Annotated in this window: 14 protein-coding genes and 2 pseudogenes; all 16 read right to left on the bottom strand. The window is 68.2% G+C overall.

Annotated elements, in window-relative coordinates; translation table 11 throughout:
* Positions 1-62: 62 nt before the first annotated feature.
* Positions 63-1,655, bottom strand: coding sequence for a signal recognition particle protein (gene ffh / locus AAFP35_RS08980; protein WP_419221224.1), 1,593 nt, complete (start codon positions 1,653-1,655; stop codon positions 63-65).
* 34 nt (positions 1,656-1,689) lie between these two features.
* Positions 1,690-4,268, bottom strand: a pseudogene (locus AAFP35_RS08975) ([protein-PII] uridylyltransferase).
* A gap of 42 nt (positions 4,269-4,310) precedes the next feature.
* Complete coding sequence (locus tag AAFP35_RS08970) at positions 4,311-4,649, bottom strand: P-II family nitrogen regulator (protein ID WP_005176661.1); 339 nt, start codon at positions 4,647-4,649, stop codon at positions 4,311-4,313.
* Positions 4,650-4,698: 49 nt separating this feature from the next.
* Positions 4,699-6,042: an ammonium transporter gene (locus AAFP35_RS08965; protein WP_419221223.1), complete on the bottom strand. Its 1,344-nt coding sequence runs from the start codon at positions 6,040-6,042 to the stop codon at positions 4,699-4,701.
* 205 nt (positions 6,043-6,247) lie between these two features.
* Positions 6,248-7,840 carry a signal recognition particle-docking protein FtsY gene (ftsY, locus tag AAFP35_RS08960; protein WP_419221222.1) on the bottom strand — a complete coding sequence of 531 codons (1,593 nt, stop codon included), beginning with the start codon at positions 7,838-7,840 and terminating at the stop codon, positions 6,248-6,250.
* A gap of 68 nt (positions 7,841-7,908) precedes the next feature.
* Positions 7,909-11,526, bottom strand: coding sequence for a chromosome segregation protein SMC (gene smc / locus AAFP35_RS08955; protein ID WP_419221221.1), 3,618 nt, complete (start codon positions 11,524-11,526; stop codon positions 7,909-7,911).
* 62 nt (positions 11,527-11,588) lie between these two features.
* Positions 11,589-11,873: an acylphosphatase gene (locus AAFP35_RS08950; protein ID WP_419221220.1), complete on the bottom strand. Its 285-nt coding sequence runs from the start codon at positions 11,871-11,873 to the stop codon at positions 11,589-11,591.
* Positions 11,874-11,875: 2 nt separating this feature from the next.
* The gene (locus AAFP35_RS08945; protein ID WP_419221219.1) at positions 11,876-12,340 is read right to left on the bottom strand and encodes an OsmC family protein; all 465 of its coding nucleotides are present in this window, start codon (positions 12,338-12,340) and stop codon (positions 11,876-11,878) included.
* A 2-nt stretch (positions 12,341-12,342) separates the two neighbouring features.
* A complete protein-coding gene (locus AAFP35_RS08940; protein ID WP_419221555.1) occupies positions 12,343-12,492 on the bottom strand; it encodes a hypothetical protein in 150 nt (49 codons plus the stop codon).
* 3 nt (positions 12,493-12,495) lie between these two features.
* Positions 12,496-13,248 (bottom strand): annotated as a pseudogene (gene mutM, locus AAFP35_RS08935) (bifunctional DNA-formamidopyrimidine glycosylase/DNA-(apurinic or apyrimidinic site) lyase); the annotation flags it as partial.
* Between the two features lie 68 nt (positions 13,249-13,316).
* Positions 13,317-14,033, bottom strand: coding sequence for a ribonuclease III (rnc, locus tag AAFP35_RS08930; RefSeq protein WP_419221554.1), 717 nt, complete (start codon positions 14,031-14,033; stop codon positions 13,317-13,319).
* 69 nt (positions 14,034-14,102) lie between these two features.
* Complete coding sequence (locus tag AAFP35_RS08925) at positions 14,103-14,735, bottom strand: YceD family protein (protein ID WP_419221218.1); 633 nt, start codon at positions 14,733-14,735, stop codon at positions 14,103-14,105.
* Between the two features lie 75 nt (positions 14,736-14,810).
* Positions 14,811-15,635: a DivIVA domain-containing protein gene (locus tag AAFP35_RS08920; protein ID WP_419221217.1), complete on the bottom strand. Its 825-nt coding sequence runs from the start codon at positions 15,633-15,635 to the stop codon at positions 14,811-14,813.
* Positions 15,636-15,758: 123 nt separating this feature from the next.
* Entirely contained in the window at positions 15,759-16,247 is a 489-nt protein-coding gene (coaD, locus tag AAFP35_RS08915) for a pantetheine-phosphate adenylyltransferase (protein ID WP_419221216.1), read from the bottom strand.
* A gap of 145 nt (positions 16,248-16,392) precedes the next feature.
* The gene (locus AAFP35_RS08910; RefSeq protein ID WP_419221215.1) at positions 16,393-17,475 is read right to left on the bottom strand and encodes an NAD(P)H-dependent flavin oxidoreductase; all 1,083 of its coding nucleotides are present in this window, start codon (positions 17,473-17,475) and stop codon (positions 16,393-16,395) included.
* Positions 17,468-18,022 carry a 16S rRNA (guanine(966)-N(2))-methyltransferase RsmD gene (gene rsmD / locus AAFP35_RS08905; RefSeq protein WP_419221214.1) on the bottom strand — a complete coding sequence of 185 codons (555 nt, stop codon included), beginning with the start codon at positions 18,020-18,022 and terminating at the stop codon, positions 17,468-17,470. Before rsmD ends, AAFP35_RS08910 begins: the two co-directional genes overlap by 8 nt.
* Between the last annotated feature and the right edge of the window lie 110 nt (positions 18,023-18,132).

The raw sequence follows: 18,132 nt of genomic DNA, 5'->3' as shown, positions 1-18,132 counted from the left end.
CTCGATCACTCCTCGGTGGGTGGCGCACGGTCGGTGCGAGGGCCGCGGTCGGTCGGCGGGCGCTACTTGTCCTTGTCCTTCTTGGGATTCTGGAACTGGGAGACGTCGATACCCTCGAGTCCCGGCGGCAGTTCGTTGAGTCCGGCCGGCATGTTGGACAGGTCGGGGAAACCGGCGGGCATGCCCGGCATCCCCGGCATGCCGGGCATTCCCGGGAAGCCGTTGCGCGCGGCCTTCGACTGGGTCGGCCCGCGGTTCTTGCCCTTCTTGCCCTTGCCCTTCTTGCGGTTCGACTTGCGCCCACCGCCGCCTCCGCCGAAGCCCATCCGGCCCGACATCTGCGCCATCATCTTGCGCGCCTCGAAGAAGCGGTCCACCAGTTGGTTCACGTCGCTGACGGCCACACCCGAACCGTTGGCGATGCGCAGACGGCGCGACGCGTTGATGATCTTGGGGTTCTCCCGCTCGGCAGGGGTCATGCCGCGGATGATCGCCTGGACGCGGTCGAGTTGGCTGTCGTCGACCTGCGACAGCGCGTCCTTCATCTGACCGGCACCCGGCAGCATCCCCAGGATGTTGCCGATGGGGCCCATCTTGCGGATCATCAGCATCTGCTCGAGGAAGTCCTCGAGCGTCAATTCGCCCTGGGTGATCTTGGCCGCCGCCGCCTCGGCCTGCTGGGCGTCCCAATGCTGTTCGGCCTGCTCGATGAGCGAGAGCACGTCGCCCATGCCGAGGATGCGGCTGGCCATGCGATCGGGGTGGAAGACGTCGAAGTCGTCGAGCTTCTCCCCCGACGACGCGAACATGATGGGTTTGCCGGTGACCTCTCGCACCGACAGGGCCGCACCGCCGCGGGCGTCGCCGTCGAGTTTGGTCAGCACGACGCCTGTGAAGCCGACACCCTCCTGGAACGCCTCGGCGGTGCTCACGGCGTCCTGACCGATCATCGCGTCGACCACGAACAGCACCTCGTCGGGGCTGGTGGCGGTACGGATGTCGGAGGCCTGACGCATCAGTTCCTCGTCGATACCGAGGCGACCCGCGGTGTCGATCACGACGACGTCGTAGTGCTGTGCGGTTGCCTCGGCGACACCGGCGCGAGCCACCTCGACCGGGTCCCCGGACGTCACACCGAGTTCGCCCTCGCCACCGATGCTGGTGCCCGGATGCGGGGCGAAGACCTTGACGTCGGCGCGCTCACCGACGATCTGCAGCTGCGACACCGCGCCCGGACGCTGCAGGTCGCAGGCCACCAACAGCGGCGTGTGCCCCTGCTTCTTGAGCCAATGTCCGAGTTTGCCCGCCAGGGTGGTCTTACCGGCACCCTGCAGGCCGGCGAGCATGATGATCGTCGGTGGCTTCTTGGCGAAGGTGACCCGCCGCGTCTCCCCGCCCAGGATGCCGACGAGTTCCTCGTTGACGATCTTGACGACCTGCTGAGCAGGATTGAGCGCGCCGGAGACCTCGGCTCCCTTGGCCCGCTCCTTGACCTTGCTGATGAATCCGCGGACGACGGGCAGCGATACGTCGGCTTCTAGCAGGGCGAGCCGGATCTCGCGCGAGGTGCGGTCGATGTCGGCGTCGCTGAGACGTCCCTTGCCCCGCAGGTCCTTCAGCGCACCGGACAACCGGTCGGAAAGCGAATCGAACATTCCTCTAGTGTTCCATGCTCGTCGTCACGCCCGGTCAGCTGATGGGTACGCCGGAGCGTCCGGTGCCGCCGTAGCTCTCCGGACCGCCGTCCGTGCGGTCGGCTGCAGCACGCGGCTGCTCCGGGGGACAGACCGCGATGACGTCGTCGGCCAGGGCCTTGCGCGCCTGTTCGCTCGCGTCGGTCAACCGCAGGCAGAAGGTGTCCACGACGGTGCTGCCGAGCGTCGCGACCTTGGCCCAGTGCACGTGCGCCCCGTGGCGCTCGAGGACGGCACTGACTCGGCTGAGCAGACCGATGCGGTCGTCGGTGCGCAACTCCATCAGGGTGTCGCCGGTCGGTTCGTCGACCCAGAGGACCCGCGGTGGCGCGACGGCGAACAGAGCAGGTACCGCACTCTTCGGGTGTCCGGCACCGTCGACGGCCGGGTCGGTACTGCCGGCCGACACCCCCGTCCCGGCCGATACGCCCGGAGTGACCTGGACGGTCGCGATGGTCGGGATCGGCGACTCGGCCTCCCGTGTGTCGAGTCGGGCCAGCACGTCGATCTTGCCCTCGACCGCGGCGATCAGTTGCTGGCGCATGAGGCCCTCTTCGGGGGGCGCGCCGAACAGCGGCACGACGACGAACGTGTTGACCGCGCTACCGGCCGCCGACTGGACGGTGGCCGAGTGGGATCGCAGGCCGTTCAGCGACAACACGCCGGCCATCTTGGACAGCAGGCCCGGCTGGTCGGGTGCCACCATCGTCACGCGATGGGTGTGCGGTCCGTCGCCGGCCACCAATTGCACGGCGAATCCGCCTGCCTCGGCGAGTGCGAGCTGTTCGGCGGTGAGCGGATCGGGCCGAGTCAGTTCGCCGCCGTCGATGAGGCGCAGTGCGCGCCGGACGAGTTCGTTGATGAGCGAGGCCTTCCACTCACCCCACACGCCGGGCCCGGTGGCCAGTGAATCCGCCTCGGCGAGGGTCGAGAGCAGTTCCAGCAGCACCCGGTTGTATCCGAGCGTGGCCGCCACCAGCTCAGCGGTGGCCGGATCATCGAGGTCACGTCGCGTCGCGACGGTCGGCAACAGCAGGTGATGGCGCACCATCTCCGACAACACGGTCACGTCCTGCGGCCACAGCCCGATACGGTTGCCGATCTGGATGGCGAGTTCGGCGCCGACGATGCTGTGGTCGGCACCGCGCCCCTTCCCCAGGTCGTGCACGAGTGCGCCGAGCACCAGCAGGTCCGGCCGCGACACCCGGGTGGTCATCGAACCGGCGTACGCGGCGGTCTCCACCAGGTGCCGGTCGACGGTCCAGGTGTGGATCGCGTCGCGGGGCGGCAGGTCGCGCACCGCTCCCCACTCCGGCACCAGACGACCCCACAGACCGGTGCGGTCGAGGGCCTCGATCGGGTCGACCATGTGATGGCCCGATCCCAGGAGGACCAGCAGATCGCTGAGTGCTTCGGCGGGCCAGGGTTCGCGGAGTTCGGGGGCGTAGTCGGCGAGTCTGCTCAGCGTCGACGCACTGATCGGCAGACCGGTGCGCGCCGAGGCCGAGGCGACCCGCAGGATCAACCCGGGGTCCTTGCTGGGAATTGCGTTGCGCGCCAAGACGATTTCCCCGTTGTGCTCCACCACGCCCTCGTCGAGGGGCCGGCGGATCGGCGACCGACGTAACTTGGCCAGTCCACGCCTCGGTAATGCGTTGCCCGCCGTTCGCAGACCCACGTCGATCGAGTAGCTGATGGTGCGGGCCGAATCGCTGATCACCCGAGCCAGGTCGAAACGGTCGCCGATCCGCAATGCCGCACCGATCTCGTCGGCGTCCTGGGCGCGGACCTGTTCACGTGGCCTGCCGGCGATCCGGTGCAATTCGGTACGGATGTCCAGGAGTCTCGCGTAGGCGACCTGCGGTCCGGCGCCGGGTGAGTCCGGCCGCAGGCTCGCCATCCCGTCGGTGAGTTGCGCGACGGCCAGCGCCCCGAGCAGTTGCACGTCGCGCAGACCACCTCGACCGTTCTTCAGATCGGGTTCGGCACGGTGCGCGATGTCGCCGGCCCGTCGCCATCGATCCTGCGCGTGCGCGACCACGTCGGTGAAGCGGTCGCGGATCCCGGTGCGCCACTGTTGCCGGACGCCACCGATCAACAAGGCGGACAGGTCCTCGTCACCGACGATGTGGCGCGCCTCGAGCAATCCGAGCGCGGCGGCGACGTCTTCGCTCGCCACCTGGAGCGCCTGCGGAACGGTGCGAACACTGTGATCGAGCGGGATGTTGGCGTCCCACAACGGATACCAGAGTCCGTCGGCCACCTCTGCAACGCGGTCGACCGGCTGATCGTCGTGCAGCAGGATCAGGTCGAGGTCGGAGAACGGAAGCAGCTCACCACGTCCGAGACCGCCGACCGCGACGATCGCGAATCCGCTGTCGGACCGGATGCCGAGTTCGGCGGCCTTGCTGGTCAGCCAGAACTCATGCAGGTCCACCAGCACCTGCCGCAGGCCGGGGGCATCGAGCTTCCCGGCCCTTCCGGACTCCAGGAGCTGCCGGCGCGTGGCCGCGAGATCTGTTGCTGACACGGGTGTTTCGCACTCCTTGGTGATGGCGCGGCCCCGCGCCTGATGCGATCAGACGCGGGGCCGCGCGTTCGTCTTGTGCCGGGTGTCTAGAGTGCGTCTGCGCCGCGCTCCCCGGTACGAACCCGGACGACCGACTCGACCGGCGAGACCCAGACCTTTCCGTCACCGATCTTTCCGGTGCGGGCGGCCTCGACGATCACGTCGACGACCTTGTCCACGGCCGCATCGTCGACGACCACCTCCACACGCACCTTCGGTACGAAGTCGACCGAGTACTCCGCACCGCGGTAGACCTCGGTGTGGCCCTTCTGCCGTCCGTAGCCCTGGACCTCACTGACGGTCATGCCCAGGATTCCGGCCTGTTCGAGGCCTGCCTTGACGTCTTCGAGCGTGAACGGTTTCACGATTGCGGTGATCAGCTTCATCAGTTATCCCTCTCCACAAGAATCAGCGTAGTAGTCGATGTGCAGGGATTCATGCCAGTTCATAGGCTGTCTCCGCGTGTTCGGCCTCGTCGATGCCGTTGTGCTCGTCCTCGGCGTCGACCTTCCAGCCGAGCGGCTTGAGGATCAGCGCGATGACGGCGGTGAGCACACCGGTGAACACCAGGGCGAAGGCTGCGATGACGATCTGCACCACGAGCTGCTTGTAGTCGTGTCCGTAGAACAGGCCGGTGTCCTTGGCCAGCAGACCGATCGCGACGGTGCCCCACAGGCCGGACACGAGGTGCACGCCCACCACGTCGAGCGAGTCGTCGTAGCCGAACTTGTTCTTCAGACTGATCGCGAGGGCCGACAGGATGCCCGCGACGACGCCGAGGATCAGCGAACCGACCGGTGTCAGAGCACCGCACGCCGGCGTGATGGCGACCAGGCCGGCGACGATACCCGAGGCCGCACCGACGCTCGTCGGGTGACGATCGCGTACCCATTCCACGGCGAGCCAGCCGATCATCGCGGCCGCGGTGGCGGCGGTGGTGTTGATCCACACCTTGCCCGCGGTCATGTCCGCGGCGAGCTCCGAACCGGCGTTGAACCCGAACCAACCGAACCACAGCAGCGCGGCGCCGAGCATCACGAACGGGATGTTGTGCGGACGATAGGCGGTCTTGCCGAATCCGACACGCGCACCGACGATCAGCGCGAGCACCAGGCCTGCCATACCGGCGTTGATGTGCACCACGGTGCCGCCGGCAAAGTCGATCGGTGCCACCTTGGCCGCGCCGTCCTCGGTACCGAACATCCATGCGGCGAAACCGTCTTCGGCTCCGGACATGATGCCGCCGCCCCAGACCATGTGGGAGAGCGGGAAGTACACGATGGTTGCCCAGATGACCGAGAAGACCAGCCAGGTGGAGAACTTCACGCGCTCGGCCAGCGAACCCGAGATCAGCGCCACCGTGATGACGGCGAAGGTCAGCTGGAACGCCAGGAAGACCGTCGACGGGATGGTCAGGCCGCCGGTCACGACCTGTTCGACCGCCTCCCCGTTCTGTGTCACCTCCCGGGTCTCCATCAGCTGGTCGGAGCCGAACAGCGCGAACGGGTTCGAGAAGACGCCCCAGATGTCGTCGTCACCGGTGATGCCGTTGCCGAACGCCATGGAGAAACCCCACAGGACGTACACGACACTGACCGTCGCGATCGACCCGAAGGACATCATCATCATGTTCAGAACCGACTTACCCCGCGACAACCCCCCGTAGAAGAAGGCGAGGCCGGGCGTCATCAACAGGACCAGTGACGCGCTGATGAGCAGCCAAGCCGTATCTCCGGTGTCGGGGACCGCAAAGGCGTCGTCTGGCAGTGCCAAAACCACGGTAGAAACCTCCTAGAGTGCGCCGACGGCTCGGCGCCTGCAAAGAGACTGTCGGCAGACGGTTTCATCCGTGGTGCTCTGAGGTTTCGGACGTGTGAACCAGTGGACGGATTGTATTTCGTCCACGTAACAACCCTGGTCGCCCCGATGGCGCCGGTTCAGACGTCAGCGGTCCGCGGCAAACCGTGTCTCGGGCATACGGCGGTCACAGCAACGCGTCGACGAAGGCCTCCGGCTCGAACGGCGCCAGATCGTCGGCGCCCTCCCCCAGCCCGACCAGTTTCACCGGCACACCGAGCTCCTCTTGGACATGGAACACGATGCCGCCCTTGGCGGTTCCGTCGAGCTTGGTCAACACCACGCCGGTGATGTCGACGACCTCGGCGAACACCCGTGCCTGGGTCAGCCCGTTCTGGCCGACGGTGGCGTCGAGCACCAACAGCACCTCGTCGACGGGAGCCTTCTTCTCGACGACGCGTTTGACCTTGCCGAGTTCGTCCATCAACCCGGTCTTGGTGTGCAGGCGACCCGCGGTGTCGATCATCACGACGTCCACGCCGGTGTCGATTCCCTTCGCGACCGCGTCGAAGGCCACCGAGGCGGGATCGGCGGCCTCCTTGCCGCGCACCACATCGGCACCGACGCGCTCGCCCCAGGTCTGCAACTGGTCTGCCGCTGCGGCACGGAAGGTGTCTGCCGCGCCCAGCAGGACGCGACGTCCGTCGGCGACCAGGACCCGCGCCAACTTGCCGGTCGTGGTGGTCTTGCCGGTGCCGTTCACGCCGACCACGAGCACCACCGCGGGGCCTTCGGCGTGTGGCAGGGCCCGGACCGACCGGTCCAGCTCGGGGTGCAGCTGCTCGACCAGGACACGTCGCAACAAGGCGCGCGCATCGTCGGCGGTGCGGACATTGCTGGTGGCCAACTCGCTGCGGAGTCGGTCGACGACGGCCGTCGTCGACGACGTACCGAGATCGGCCATCACCAGGGTGTCTTCGATCTCCTCCCAGCTGTCCTCGTCGAGGTCGCCGGCGCCGAGCAATCCGAGGACGCTCTTGCCGATCGCGCCCTGCGATCGGGACAGCCTGCCGCGCAACCGTCCGAGGCGGCCCGAGGTCGGGGCGATCTCTTCGAGTTCAGGAGCGACCGACGCCGCTTCCGGCGCGAGGTCAGGCTCGGTGGTCGTGGGTTCGACCGTCGGTGCGCCATCGGCAGCGGGGATATCGGCAGCGGGGGCATCAGGAGCGGGCGTGTCGACGACCGGCGCCGGTTCCGTCGGCGGCACCACCTCGGGCGCCTGGGTGTCGGGTGTCTGCGATTCGGGCGCCTCGGGTGTGGTGGTCCCCGGTGTGCTCGTATCGGGTGCGGTCTTCTCCGGTGTGCTCGTCTCCGGTGTGGTGCTCTCCGGTTCCAGCGTGCCCACGCCCGCCTGCGACGACGGCTCGTCGGTGGGCAGGTCGAGATCGGTGATCGGTCGCTGTTCGGAATCACGCGGCACCGATGCGTCGTCGCCGACGCCGGGCTGCCCGTCGACCTCGGTCCGCTCGGTCGGCGGACGCACGCGCTCCGGCGGCTCGGCGAGCGCCGTCGACGAACCGCCCTGACTGAACGAGAACCCCGATCCGGCCTGGTAACCACCGGATCTGTCGACCTGTGGTGTGGTCCCGTCGACGACCTGGGTGGTGCGGTCGTCGGTCAGGGAGATTCGGCGGCGTCGCGCGAGCACGATGCCCAACACGATCAACGCGAGGATCACGACGATCGCCACGACGATGCCGATGATGATTCCGGTGTTCACTCCTGCTGTCCTGTTCTCCGGAGGGTTCCACTCCCCCGATCGGCTTCCCGGCGGTGACGCCCTGCAGCCTATTCGGCTTCGGTCTGCGCCCGCGCCCCGGTGGCCACCGGGATGTCCACACCCCGCAGCCGTTGCGAGATCACGGTGGTGATGCCGTCCCCGCGCATGCTGACGCCGTAGAGGGCGTCGGCCACCTCCATGGTGGGCTTCTGGTGGGTGATCACGATCAGCTGGGAGCGCTCGCGCAGTTGCTCGAACAACGCGATGAGTCGCCGGAGGTTGGTGTCGTCGAGGGCGGCCTCGACCTCGTCCATCACGTAGAACGGCGATGGACGGGCACGGAAGATGGCCACCAGCATCGCCACCGCGGTCAGGGACTTCTCGCCGCCGGAGAGCAGCGAGAGCCGCTTCACCTTCTTGCCCGGTGGCCGCGCCTCGACCTCGATTCCCGTGGTCAACATGTCACCGGGGTCGGTCAGGACCAGCCTGCCCTCTCCGCCCGGGAACAAGGTGGCGAACACCTGCTCGAACTCGCGCTCCACGTCGGCGTAGGCCTCGGTGAACACCTGCAGGATCCGCGCATCGACGTCCTCGACCACCGCGAGGAGGTCCCGCCGCGCGGCCTTGACGTCCTCGAGTTGCGCCGACAGAAAGTTGTAGCGTTCCTCGAGCGCCGCGAACTCCTCGAGTGCGAGCGGATTGACCTTGCCGAGCGTGTTGAGGTCCTTCTGGGCCTTCTTGGCACGGGCTTCCTGGGTCGCGCGGTCATACGGCATCGCAGCCGGCGCGACGACGGACTCTCCTCGTTCCTTGGCCTGCTCGTACTCGTGTATCTCCAACGCGGATGGCGGCATCGGGACGTCCGGGCCGTACTCGGCGATCAGATCGTCGGGGGCGATGGCGAATGTCTCGAGGATCTGTTCCTCGAGTTGTTCGATCCGCAGGGTGGCCTGGGCGCGGGCCATCTCGTCGCGATGCACCGTGTCGCGCAGGGCGTTGAGTCGTGCGGTCAGATCGTTGACCTGCTGCTTGAGGTCGTCGAGTGCGGCGGTCCGTTCGGCCCGGATCTGTTCGAGCTCGTCACGTCCCTGCTGGGCGGTCGCCACCGCGAGCGCCAACCGTCGCGAGACCTCGGCGCCGGCCGATCCGACCGCCTCGGCGACCGCGGCCGCATGTCTGCGCGCCCGATCCTGACGCTCGGCTCGTACCCGCGCCTCGCGTTCGCGCTGCGCGGCGCGACGAAGCGAATCCGCCTTGCCGCGCACGGATGCGAGCCGTTCTTCGGAGGTCCGCAACTGCAGACGGGCTTCCATCTCCGCGGATCGGGCGGCAGCGACCGCTTCGGCGGCCGCCGCGCGCGGTGTGTCGTCGCCTGCCGCAGCAGGCGTGGTCTCGGATTCGTCGCGGGCCAACCGCAGGCGCTCGTCGAGTTCGCGGAGTTTGGCAAGTGTCTCGCTCCGGCCTTCCTCGGCCTTCTCGCGCTGCCGCACCAGCCGATCGCCCTCGGCGCGGGCAGCACGGACCTCGTGTCCGAGACGGGCCATCTGCTCGTAGGTGCCGCCGACGTTGGCATCGGATTCGTGCAGCGCGGCGAGCGCCTCCTCGGCGACCTCGCGTCGTTCGAGTTGATCGGTGAGCGCGCCGTCGAGCGCGGCCTCCACCTCCTCGGCGCGGCGTCTCGCCTCGGCGAGTTCGTTGGTCGCCACGTCGATGGCGGATTGGACCTCCAGCGTCGACGGTCGCCGCGACGATCCGCCCTCGATCGAGGCCGGACCCACCCGGTCACCGTCGCGGGTGACCGTCCTGACGCGGTGGCGCTGGGCAAGCTCGATGCCCTGTTCGGGCGTGTCGACCACGATGGTGTCGGCGAGCAGGAGGTCGACGGCCCCCCGGACCGACGGCGGGCAGGTCACCACCGATGTCGCCCACCGAGCACCGTCGGGGAGGTGAACGTCGTCGCGTGCGGCCACCTCGGGAAGTCCACCGAGGATCAGCGCCGCACGGCCGCCGTCGCCGGTCTTGAGTGCGTCCAGTGCGCGGACCGCGGCCAGGGTGTCGACGGTGGCGATGGCCTCGGCGGCCGGCCCCAGGGCTCCGGCGATGGCGGTTTCGTATCCGGACTCCACGGTCAGCAGCTCCGACATCGGCGCCGCCAGACCGTCCGGAGCGTGTTCCAGCAGCCAGGCTCCACCGTCGTTGCGTTCCAGACTCACCGACAATGCGTCGATGCGTGCGGCCAGCGAGGCGATCCGCTGCTCGGTTTCACGCTGGGCCGTCTGCAACGACGCGACCCGCTCGTTGGAGAGGTTCAGTGCGGTCACCGACCGCTCGTGGTGTTCGTCGAGGCCCTTCTCTGCGGCCTCGTACCGGCTCAGGGTGGCCGCGGTCGCATCCTGCTGCGTCTGAGCCGCCTCGGCGCGTTCATTGGCCGCCTTGATCGCGGCGGTGAGTCGATCGGTCTCCGAATCCACCGATTCCGATCGGGTGCGCAGATTGGCGACCTGGCCCTCCAGCCGTGCCAGCCCTTCGCGGCGATCTGCGATCGCCCGCACGGCTGCCATGTGTGCCTGCTCGGCCTCGGCTGCCTCGGATTCGCAGCGGGCCAGTTCGGCCTGCGCCGCCTCGAGGAACTCCGACGACGTGGTGACCGCGGCGTCGAGTTCGGCCTCGGTCAGCGCGGCCTCCTCCGCCTGTCGTTCCAGCTGATCGGGATCGGGACCGCTGTTGTGTGCGACGGGTTCGCTCAGGTGGCGACTGCGCTCGGCGGCGACCCGGCATGTCGCATCGACGCGCTCGGCCAGCGCGGACAGCCGGAACCAGGTCTGTCCTGCCGCGGTGGCGGCGGGCGTGACCGCGGCGAGGTGCTCCTCGTGTTCGGCGAGCGTGGCCGACGCCTCGTCGAGCGCTGCGGTGACCTCGTCTTGTTGTTGGCGCACCTGGTCTTCGACGGCCGTGTGTTCGGCCATCTCGCCGCGTCGGGTCACCAGGTCGTCGGCGGCCAGGCGCAGGCGCGCGTCGCGCAGGTCGGCCTGCACCGTCTGCGCACGACGCGCCACCTCGGCCTGGCGGCCGAGCGGTTTGAGCTGTCTGCGCAGTTCGGCGGTGAGGTCGGACAACCGGGCGAGATTGGCCTGCATGCCGTCGAGCTTGCGGACCGCCTTCTCCTTGCGCTTGCGATGCTTGAGCACGCCCGCGGCCTCTTCGATGAACGCCCGTCGGTCCTCGGGACGCGACTCCAGGATCGCCGAGAGTCGTCCCTGGCCCACGATGACGTGCATCTCTCGCCCGATGCCGGAGTCACTGAGCAGTTCCTGCACGTCCATGAGGCGGCACTTGTTGCCGTTGACCTCGTACTCGCCCGCGCCGTCGCGGAACATCCGGCGGGTGATGGAGACCTCGGAGTACTCGATGGGCAGCGCACCGTCGGCGTTGTCGATGGTGAGGGTGACCTCGGCACGACCGAGCGGCGGCCGACCCGAGGTGCCGGCAAAGATGACGTCCTCCATCTTGCCGCCACGCAGTGCCTTGGCACCCTGCTCGCCCATCACCCAGGTCAGGGCGTCGACGACGTTGGATTTACCCGACCCGTTGGGCCCCACCACACAGGTGATCCCGGGCTCGAAGCGCAGCGTCGTCGACGACGCAAACGACTTGAAGCCCTTGAGGGTGAGGCTTTTGAGGTGCACGACGGTACAGAATACTCACCATCGTGGCCTCAGCGGTGTCCCCACGCGGACCTGTGCAGCCCTCACTTCTCGACGAATCCCTGCAGATCACCGCGGGGCGGGTCGAATCGTTCCACGACGGTGTCCACGAAACCCGGTGTCTGCCCCGAACGCAGGTGGTCCAGCAGTGCCTCGACGGCGTCACGATCGCCCTCGGCCACCACCAGGACACGCCCGTCGACGAGGTTGGCCGCGTAGCCGACCAGTCCGAGTTCCAGGGCGCGCGACCGTGTCCACCAGCGAAAGCCCACCCCCTGCACACGACCGTGCACGTGGGCGGTGAGGCGGACGCGTTCGCTCGCGCTCATCGTCAGTCCGTGGTGATGGCCAGGTTCACCGCGGCGCCTGCCTTGACGGTCCGCCCGACGGTGCACACCGCGTCGATGGCCCGCTGTACGACGATGAGCAACCGTTCGGCGGCGTCGTCGTCGAGTTCGGACAGGTCGATCTCGAGCACTTCGTCGAGAGCCGGGTAGACCTCGTTCTCCCGGTCCGCGGCGCCGCTGACCCGGATCGTGGCGTCGTAGTCGTCGCCGAGGCGACGGGCCAGCGGGCGATCCGACGACATGCCGGTGCACGCGCCGAGCGCGATCTTCAACAGTTCTCCGGGGGTGAACACCCCTTCGACGTCCTCCGACCCGACGAGCACCTCGGCACCTCGCGAGCTCCGACCGACGTAACGACGGGTGCCGGTCCGCTCCACCCAGAGTTCGGTGTGCGGCTTGTCTCCCGGCTCGGCCGTGGACTGCTGGGCGGTCTGCTGATCGGTCGTCATGATCACTGTCTCGTTTCTTCTCGTCGTGGCCCGCCGGACGTGGCAGCTGCGACAACGCGTACGGCCCCGGATTGCTTCCGCGAGCCCGCCGCGCGCCGTTGGCATCGGGGGCAATAGTACGAACTGCGGTTCATGAACTGCTCACGCCGCATGATCGCGCCGCATCGGCGGCACGGTTGACCTTCCCGGCCATAGGCGTTCAGTGAGCGTTCGAAGTATCCCGACTGTCCGTTCACGTTGACGTAGAGCGCGTCGAACGACGTCCCACCGACGTCGAGAGCCTCGTTCATCACCGCGGTGACCGCGGCGAGCAGTTCGGCCAGCTTTGCACGACTCAATCCGTCGGCGCTGCGGCCACCGTGGATTCGACTGCGCCACAACGCCTCGTCGGCATAGATGTTGCCGACACCGGAGATCACCGACTGGTCGAGGAGCACCCGCTTGATCTCGCTGTGTCGGGACCTCATCGCGCCGACCACGAGTTCCGGCCGAAAGGCCGGATCGAACGGGTCCGGGGCGATGTGCGCGATCGACTCGGGAAGATGTTGCCCGTCAACGACTTTCGTCGCGTCTGGAGCGTCCGCGTACTCGTCGACGTGCCAGCCGCCGAACGTGCGCTGGTCGACGAACCGCACTTCGTGTCCGTCGTCGAGTACCGCGCGGATGCGCAGGTGAACATGGTCGTCGGCGCCGGCCTCCGTGATGAGCATCTGCCCGCTCATCCCGAGATGGACGACGAGCGGGAACGAATCGGCGTCGTCGGCGATGTCGAGCCAGAGGTACTTCCCGCGACGATGCACTCCGGCGACCGTGCGCCCGGTCAGGCGCCCCGCGAGGTCGGCACCACCGGGCACGTGCCGCCGGACCGCACGCGGGTGCAGCACCTCCACGGCGACGATGCGCTTGCCCTGCACGTGGTCGACGAGTCCCCGCCGTACGGTCTCGACCTCCGGCAATTCCGGCACGTCAGCGCCGTTCAGTTCGCGGCGGCACGGTCGGTGAGCGTGCGCCAGGCCAGCGAGGCCGCTTTCTGCTCGGCCTCTTTCTTCGTCCGGCCGATGCCCTCACCGAGGCTCTCGCCCGCGACCACCGCGACGGCGGTGAACTCCTTGTCGTGGTCGGGTCCGGTGGAAGTGATCTGGTAATGCGGCGGGCCGAGCCCGCCCTCGGCGGACAGTTCCTGCAGCGACGTCTTCCAGTCGAGGCCTGCGCCCAGATGTCCGGAGTGTCCGATCATCTCGTCGAACAGTCCGAGGATGATCGTCTTGCATTCGGCCAGACCGTGTTCCAGGTACAGGGCACCGAACAGCGACTCGAGACCGTCGGCCAGGATGCTGTCCTTGTCCCGTCCGCCGGTCAGTTCCTCGCCACGTCCCAGGTACAGGTGACGCCCGAGGCCGCCCGAGCCGAGTCCGCGGGCCACCTCGGCCAGTGCATGCATGTTGACGACGCTGGCACGGATCTTCGCGAGTTCGCCTTCGGACTTCTCCGGATAACGCAGATACAGCCGTTCGGTGATGACCACCCCGAGCACGGAGTCACCGAGGAACTCCAGGCGCTCGTTGGTGGGCAGGCCGCCGTTCTCGTACGCGTACGAACGGTGCGTGAGGGCCAGGGTCAACAGTTCGGGTGACAGGCGCGCCCCCACCGCATCGAGCAGATCGACGAACCTGTCCTGCGGTTTCGGGTCCACGGCACCGTCGCCCAGGGCACCGTCACTCACAGCACCGTCGGTCACGCCTCGTCCTTCCGTCACGGCGCCTCAGTCACCGCCTTGTGCGTCATCGGTCGCATCACCGGTCGCGAACTTGTCCCGCAGGGCGGCCCATCGGGGATCGATGACCTCGTGCGAGTGTCCCGGCTCGGCCACGGCGAGGCGAACACCGCAGTGCTGACACAGGCCGAGGCAGTCCTCCGAGCACAGCGGTGAGATCGGCAGTTCCAACGCCACCGCGTCGATGATCGACTGCTCGAGGTCGATGCGCTCGTCGGAGATGCGGTGCACGTCGTCGGAGTCGGTGGTCTGTTCGGTCTCGCTGTCGGGGTAGGCGAACAGCTCGGTGAGGAACACCGTCACGGCACCGTCGATCGGTTCCAGACACCGGGAACACTGGCCCTCGGTGTCGCCGCTGACCGTGCCGGTGACCAGCACCCCCTCGCTGACCGCCTCCAGGCGCAGGTCGAGTTCGATCTCCGACCCGGCGGGGATGCCGATCATGTCCACACCGAGGCGTTCCGGAGAGGTCAGGGTGCGGTGCACCTCGGACATCGTGCCGGGCCGGCGGCCCAGTGTGCGGACATCGAGGACGAACGGATCGCGTATCGCGGCAGCGTCGGCCGGACGGGCCGGGGTGCCCCCGGTCGCGGTCTCCGGGCTCTTCACGTGATCGGTCACAGTTGCACGATACGCCCGAGTCCTACGCGGATCGAACGACCGCCACGGCGGCGCGTGCCACTACGGCCGGCGCACTCAGACCGCCAGGCGGGATGCCTGGTCGTCGGCGTGGTCGTGGCCTCGCTCCGCTCCCCGCGGCGCGGGCCCGTCGTCGACGCTGCGCGGGTACTCCACGTAGTCGTGCATCGCCGCACCGGTCCGCAACTGGTGCCGACCACGGTTGACCGACCGCAGGGTGCCCGTGAGGATCTCTTCGAACTGCGCGAGCTTCTCGTCGACGTAGACGTCGCAGTCCCCACGCAGGCGGTCCGCCTCGGCGTGCGCCGCGTCGATGATCCGCTCGGCCTCCGACTTCGATGCCGCCACCACCTCGGCCTCGGACACCAGACGCTGCTGTTCGGCGATACCGTCGGCCACCGACTTGTCGTAGATGTTGTTGGCGGAGTCGACGGTGCGCTGCGCCTCCGCGCGAGCACGCCCGGTCACCGCCTCGAACTCTCGTGAGGCACTCGTGGAGAGGCGGTGGGCCTCCTCGGTGGCGTCCTCGACGAGCTGGCGGCCGTGGGTGCCCGCCTCGTCGACCATGCGGTCGGCCTGCGCCTTGGCGTCGGACAGGATGCGGTCGGCCTCGGCGCGGGCGTGCGCCATCACCGCCTCGGACTCCGAATCCGCCTTGGTGATGACGGTGTCCGCGTGGTGGCGGGCGTTGGCGACCAGCGAGTCACGCTCGTCGAGCACGTCCTGTGCGTCGTCGAGTTCGCCGGGGATCGAATCCTTGATGTCGTCGAGCAACTCGAGGACATCACCCCGCGGGACCACGCAACCTGCGGTCATCGGGACGCTACGCGCTTCCTCGACGATCGCGACGAGTTCATCGAGCGCTTCAAAGACGCGGTACACAGCCACCCCAATCCGGCGTTTGCCTAGGTCAGTTCCGGAACAACTGTGACCATTGTGCCGAATGGTGTGCGTGTGATTAGTGAGGCGCGAGGGGTGTGTCGCGCGAGCTCGCGGTTCGGGTGATCAGACCCGCCGCTCCCCCGCGAGCGCCGCCTGCAACCGCTCGTGCACGTGCGGCGACAGGAACGGGGCGACGTCACCACCGAGTTTCGCGACCTCCTTGACCAGCGAACTCGACACGTGGGCGAATCTCGGGTCGGTGAGCAGGAACATCGTCTCGACGTCGGTGAGTTCACGATTCATCTGCGCCATCGGTACCTCGTAGTCGAAGTCGGTGCCCGAGCGAAGGCCCTTGACGATGGTGTCGATGCCCTCGTTGCGCAGATAGTCGACGAGCAGCCCGGTCCAGCGGTCGACGCGGACGTTGGGCAGATCGGCGCAGTCCTCACGGATGAGGGCGATGCGCTCGTCGACGTCGAACATCCCACGCTTGTTGGGGTTCACCACGACGGTGACGACGAGGGTGTCGAAGCGGGTGGCGGCCCGCTCCACGACATAGCGGTGGCCGACGGTGAACGGGTCGAAGGATCCGGGGAACACAGCTGAGCTCATACGCGAAATCTACGCGAGCGCACCCCGCTGAACCCGACTGGTTGCGGACGCTCCAGACACCCGCGGATGTAGCGGCACACATCGTTGCTCACAGGTTCCGCGGATCGCGGTTCTCTGCGGCGCGTCGGCCAGGAGTCGGAGTCGGTCAGGGTTCGTCGAGCAGTTCTGCTGTCAGTCGGGCCATGATCGCCGCGACCGGACCGGTGGTCACCGATCGCCAGGCGGTCCCCGCCCACAGGTTGATGTGGTCGGAATCGCCGGCGGCCGCCGCTGCGGCGCGCAGCGGCTTCGTCAGGTGATGGACATATGGGTACGCCGCAGGCGCGCGAACATGACGGGCCGCGAATCCGTTGCGCAACGATCGCGCGGACCGACCGGAGAAGGCACGGGTCACCACGGTGTCCACGTACGAGCGCTTGAGCAACGCCCGACGATAGGCATCCGACGTGCCCGCCTCGTCGCTGCACAGGAACGCGGTACCGAGCTGGGCCCCCACCGCGCCCTGGGTACAGACTGCACGGATCGCGGCACCGTCACCGATGCCACCGGCGGCCAGCACCGGCACGTCGACCTCGGCGACGATGCGGCGCACCAACTCGACGGTCGGGGTCCGGGGACCACCGGCCTCGACCGTGGGATCGTCGACCCAGATCCCCCGGTGTCCGCCCGCCTCGATGCCCTGGGCGACGAGCGCATCGGCTCCCGACGAGAGCGCGGTCCGCGCCTCCTCGATCGAGGTGACCGTGACGGCGACGGGGACGCCGAGGGTCTCGTGCACGCGACGCACCACCGCGGCACCCGGATCACCGAAAGTGAAGCTCACCACCGCGGGCCGGTGAGTCGAGAGCACCTCCAACTTGTCATCGACGAACTCGTCGGTGTAGCGGGGCTCGCCGAGGGCGACGTCGAATCGGCGCGCGTCGGGGTCGATCTCTGCGCGATAGTCCGCCACCGCGGACCCACCGTCGGGGCCTGCGGGCGACTGCGGACCGGACACGAAGAGGTTGACGCCGTAGGGCCGATCGGTCAGCGCCTCGACCTCGGTGGCGAGACCGTCGAGAACCTCCGGGCCGAGGTATCCGGCGGCCAGCATGCCGAGCCCTCCTGCCTTGCCCACACCGGCGACGAGTGCCGGTGTCGTCGGTCCGCCGGCCATCGGTGCACACACGATGGGCAGAGCCACCTCGAGTTCTCCGATGCGCATCGGTCCGCCCGTACGGTCAGTCATGTCCGGCCACCTCCACTCGTGTGTCCCCATAGGTCTTGCTCACCAGCACCCGCAGCCCCATCGGCCACTCGGTGACCGCTGCCCGTATGGCCCGCTCCACCACCACGAGCGCGCCCGGCGCCGCCCACGCGGCGGCCACTCGCGCCAGATCCGCCGACATCGCATCGTTGTCCAGGTCATACGGGGGATCGAGGAAGACGATGTCGAACAGCTCCGAGGGATCGCCTGCGAGCTGGGTGGCCACCGGCCGCGCCGTCACCCGGACCCGGCGCTCGACGCCACACGCGCGGGCGTTGGCCGCGATCACCGTCGTGGCCTTACGCCGGGAATCGACGAACTCGGCGCTCGCGGCACCCCGTGACAACGCCTCGAGACCGAGCGCGCCCGAACCTGCGTAGAGGTCGAGGACACGGGCACCGTCGAGGTCGATCCGCGCATCGATGATGTTGAAGACGGCCTCGCGTACACGATCTGACGTGGGCCGGGTTCCCTCATCGGGAACCCTCAGTCGGCGTCCACGGAATTCTCCGGCGATGATCCTGGTCATTTGAGGCCATTCTGCCCTTGGCTGCCGACCGCGCCAAGCAGGACGCTTTTACCACGGGGTCGACACCGGGTGACACGGGTGTGACCCGTATCACAAAGAGGTGCTGATCA

This window comes from Gordonia sp. CPCC 206044 (assembly GCF_048537895.1).
Classification (GTDB): domain Bacteria; phylum Actinomycetota; class Actinomycetes; order Mycobacteriales; family Mycobacteriaceae; genus Gordonia.
Note: the sequence above shows the minus strand (reverse complement) of the source record. Positions and strands in the feature narration are given on the sequence as shown.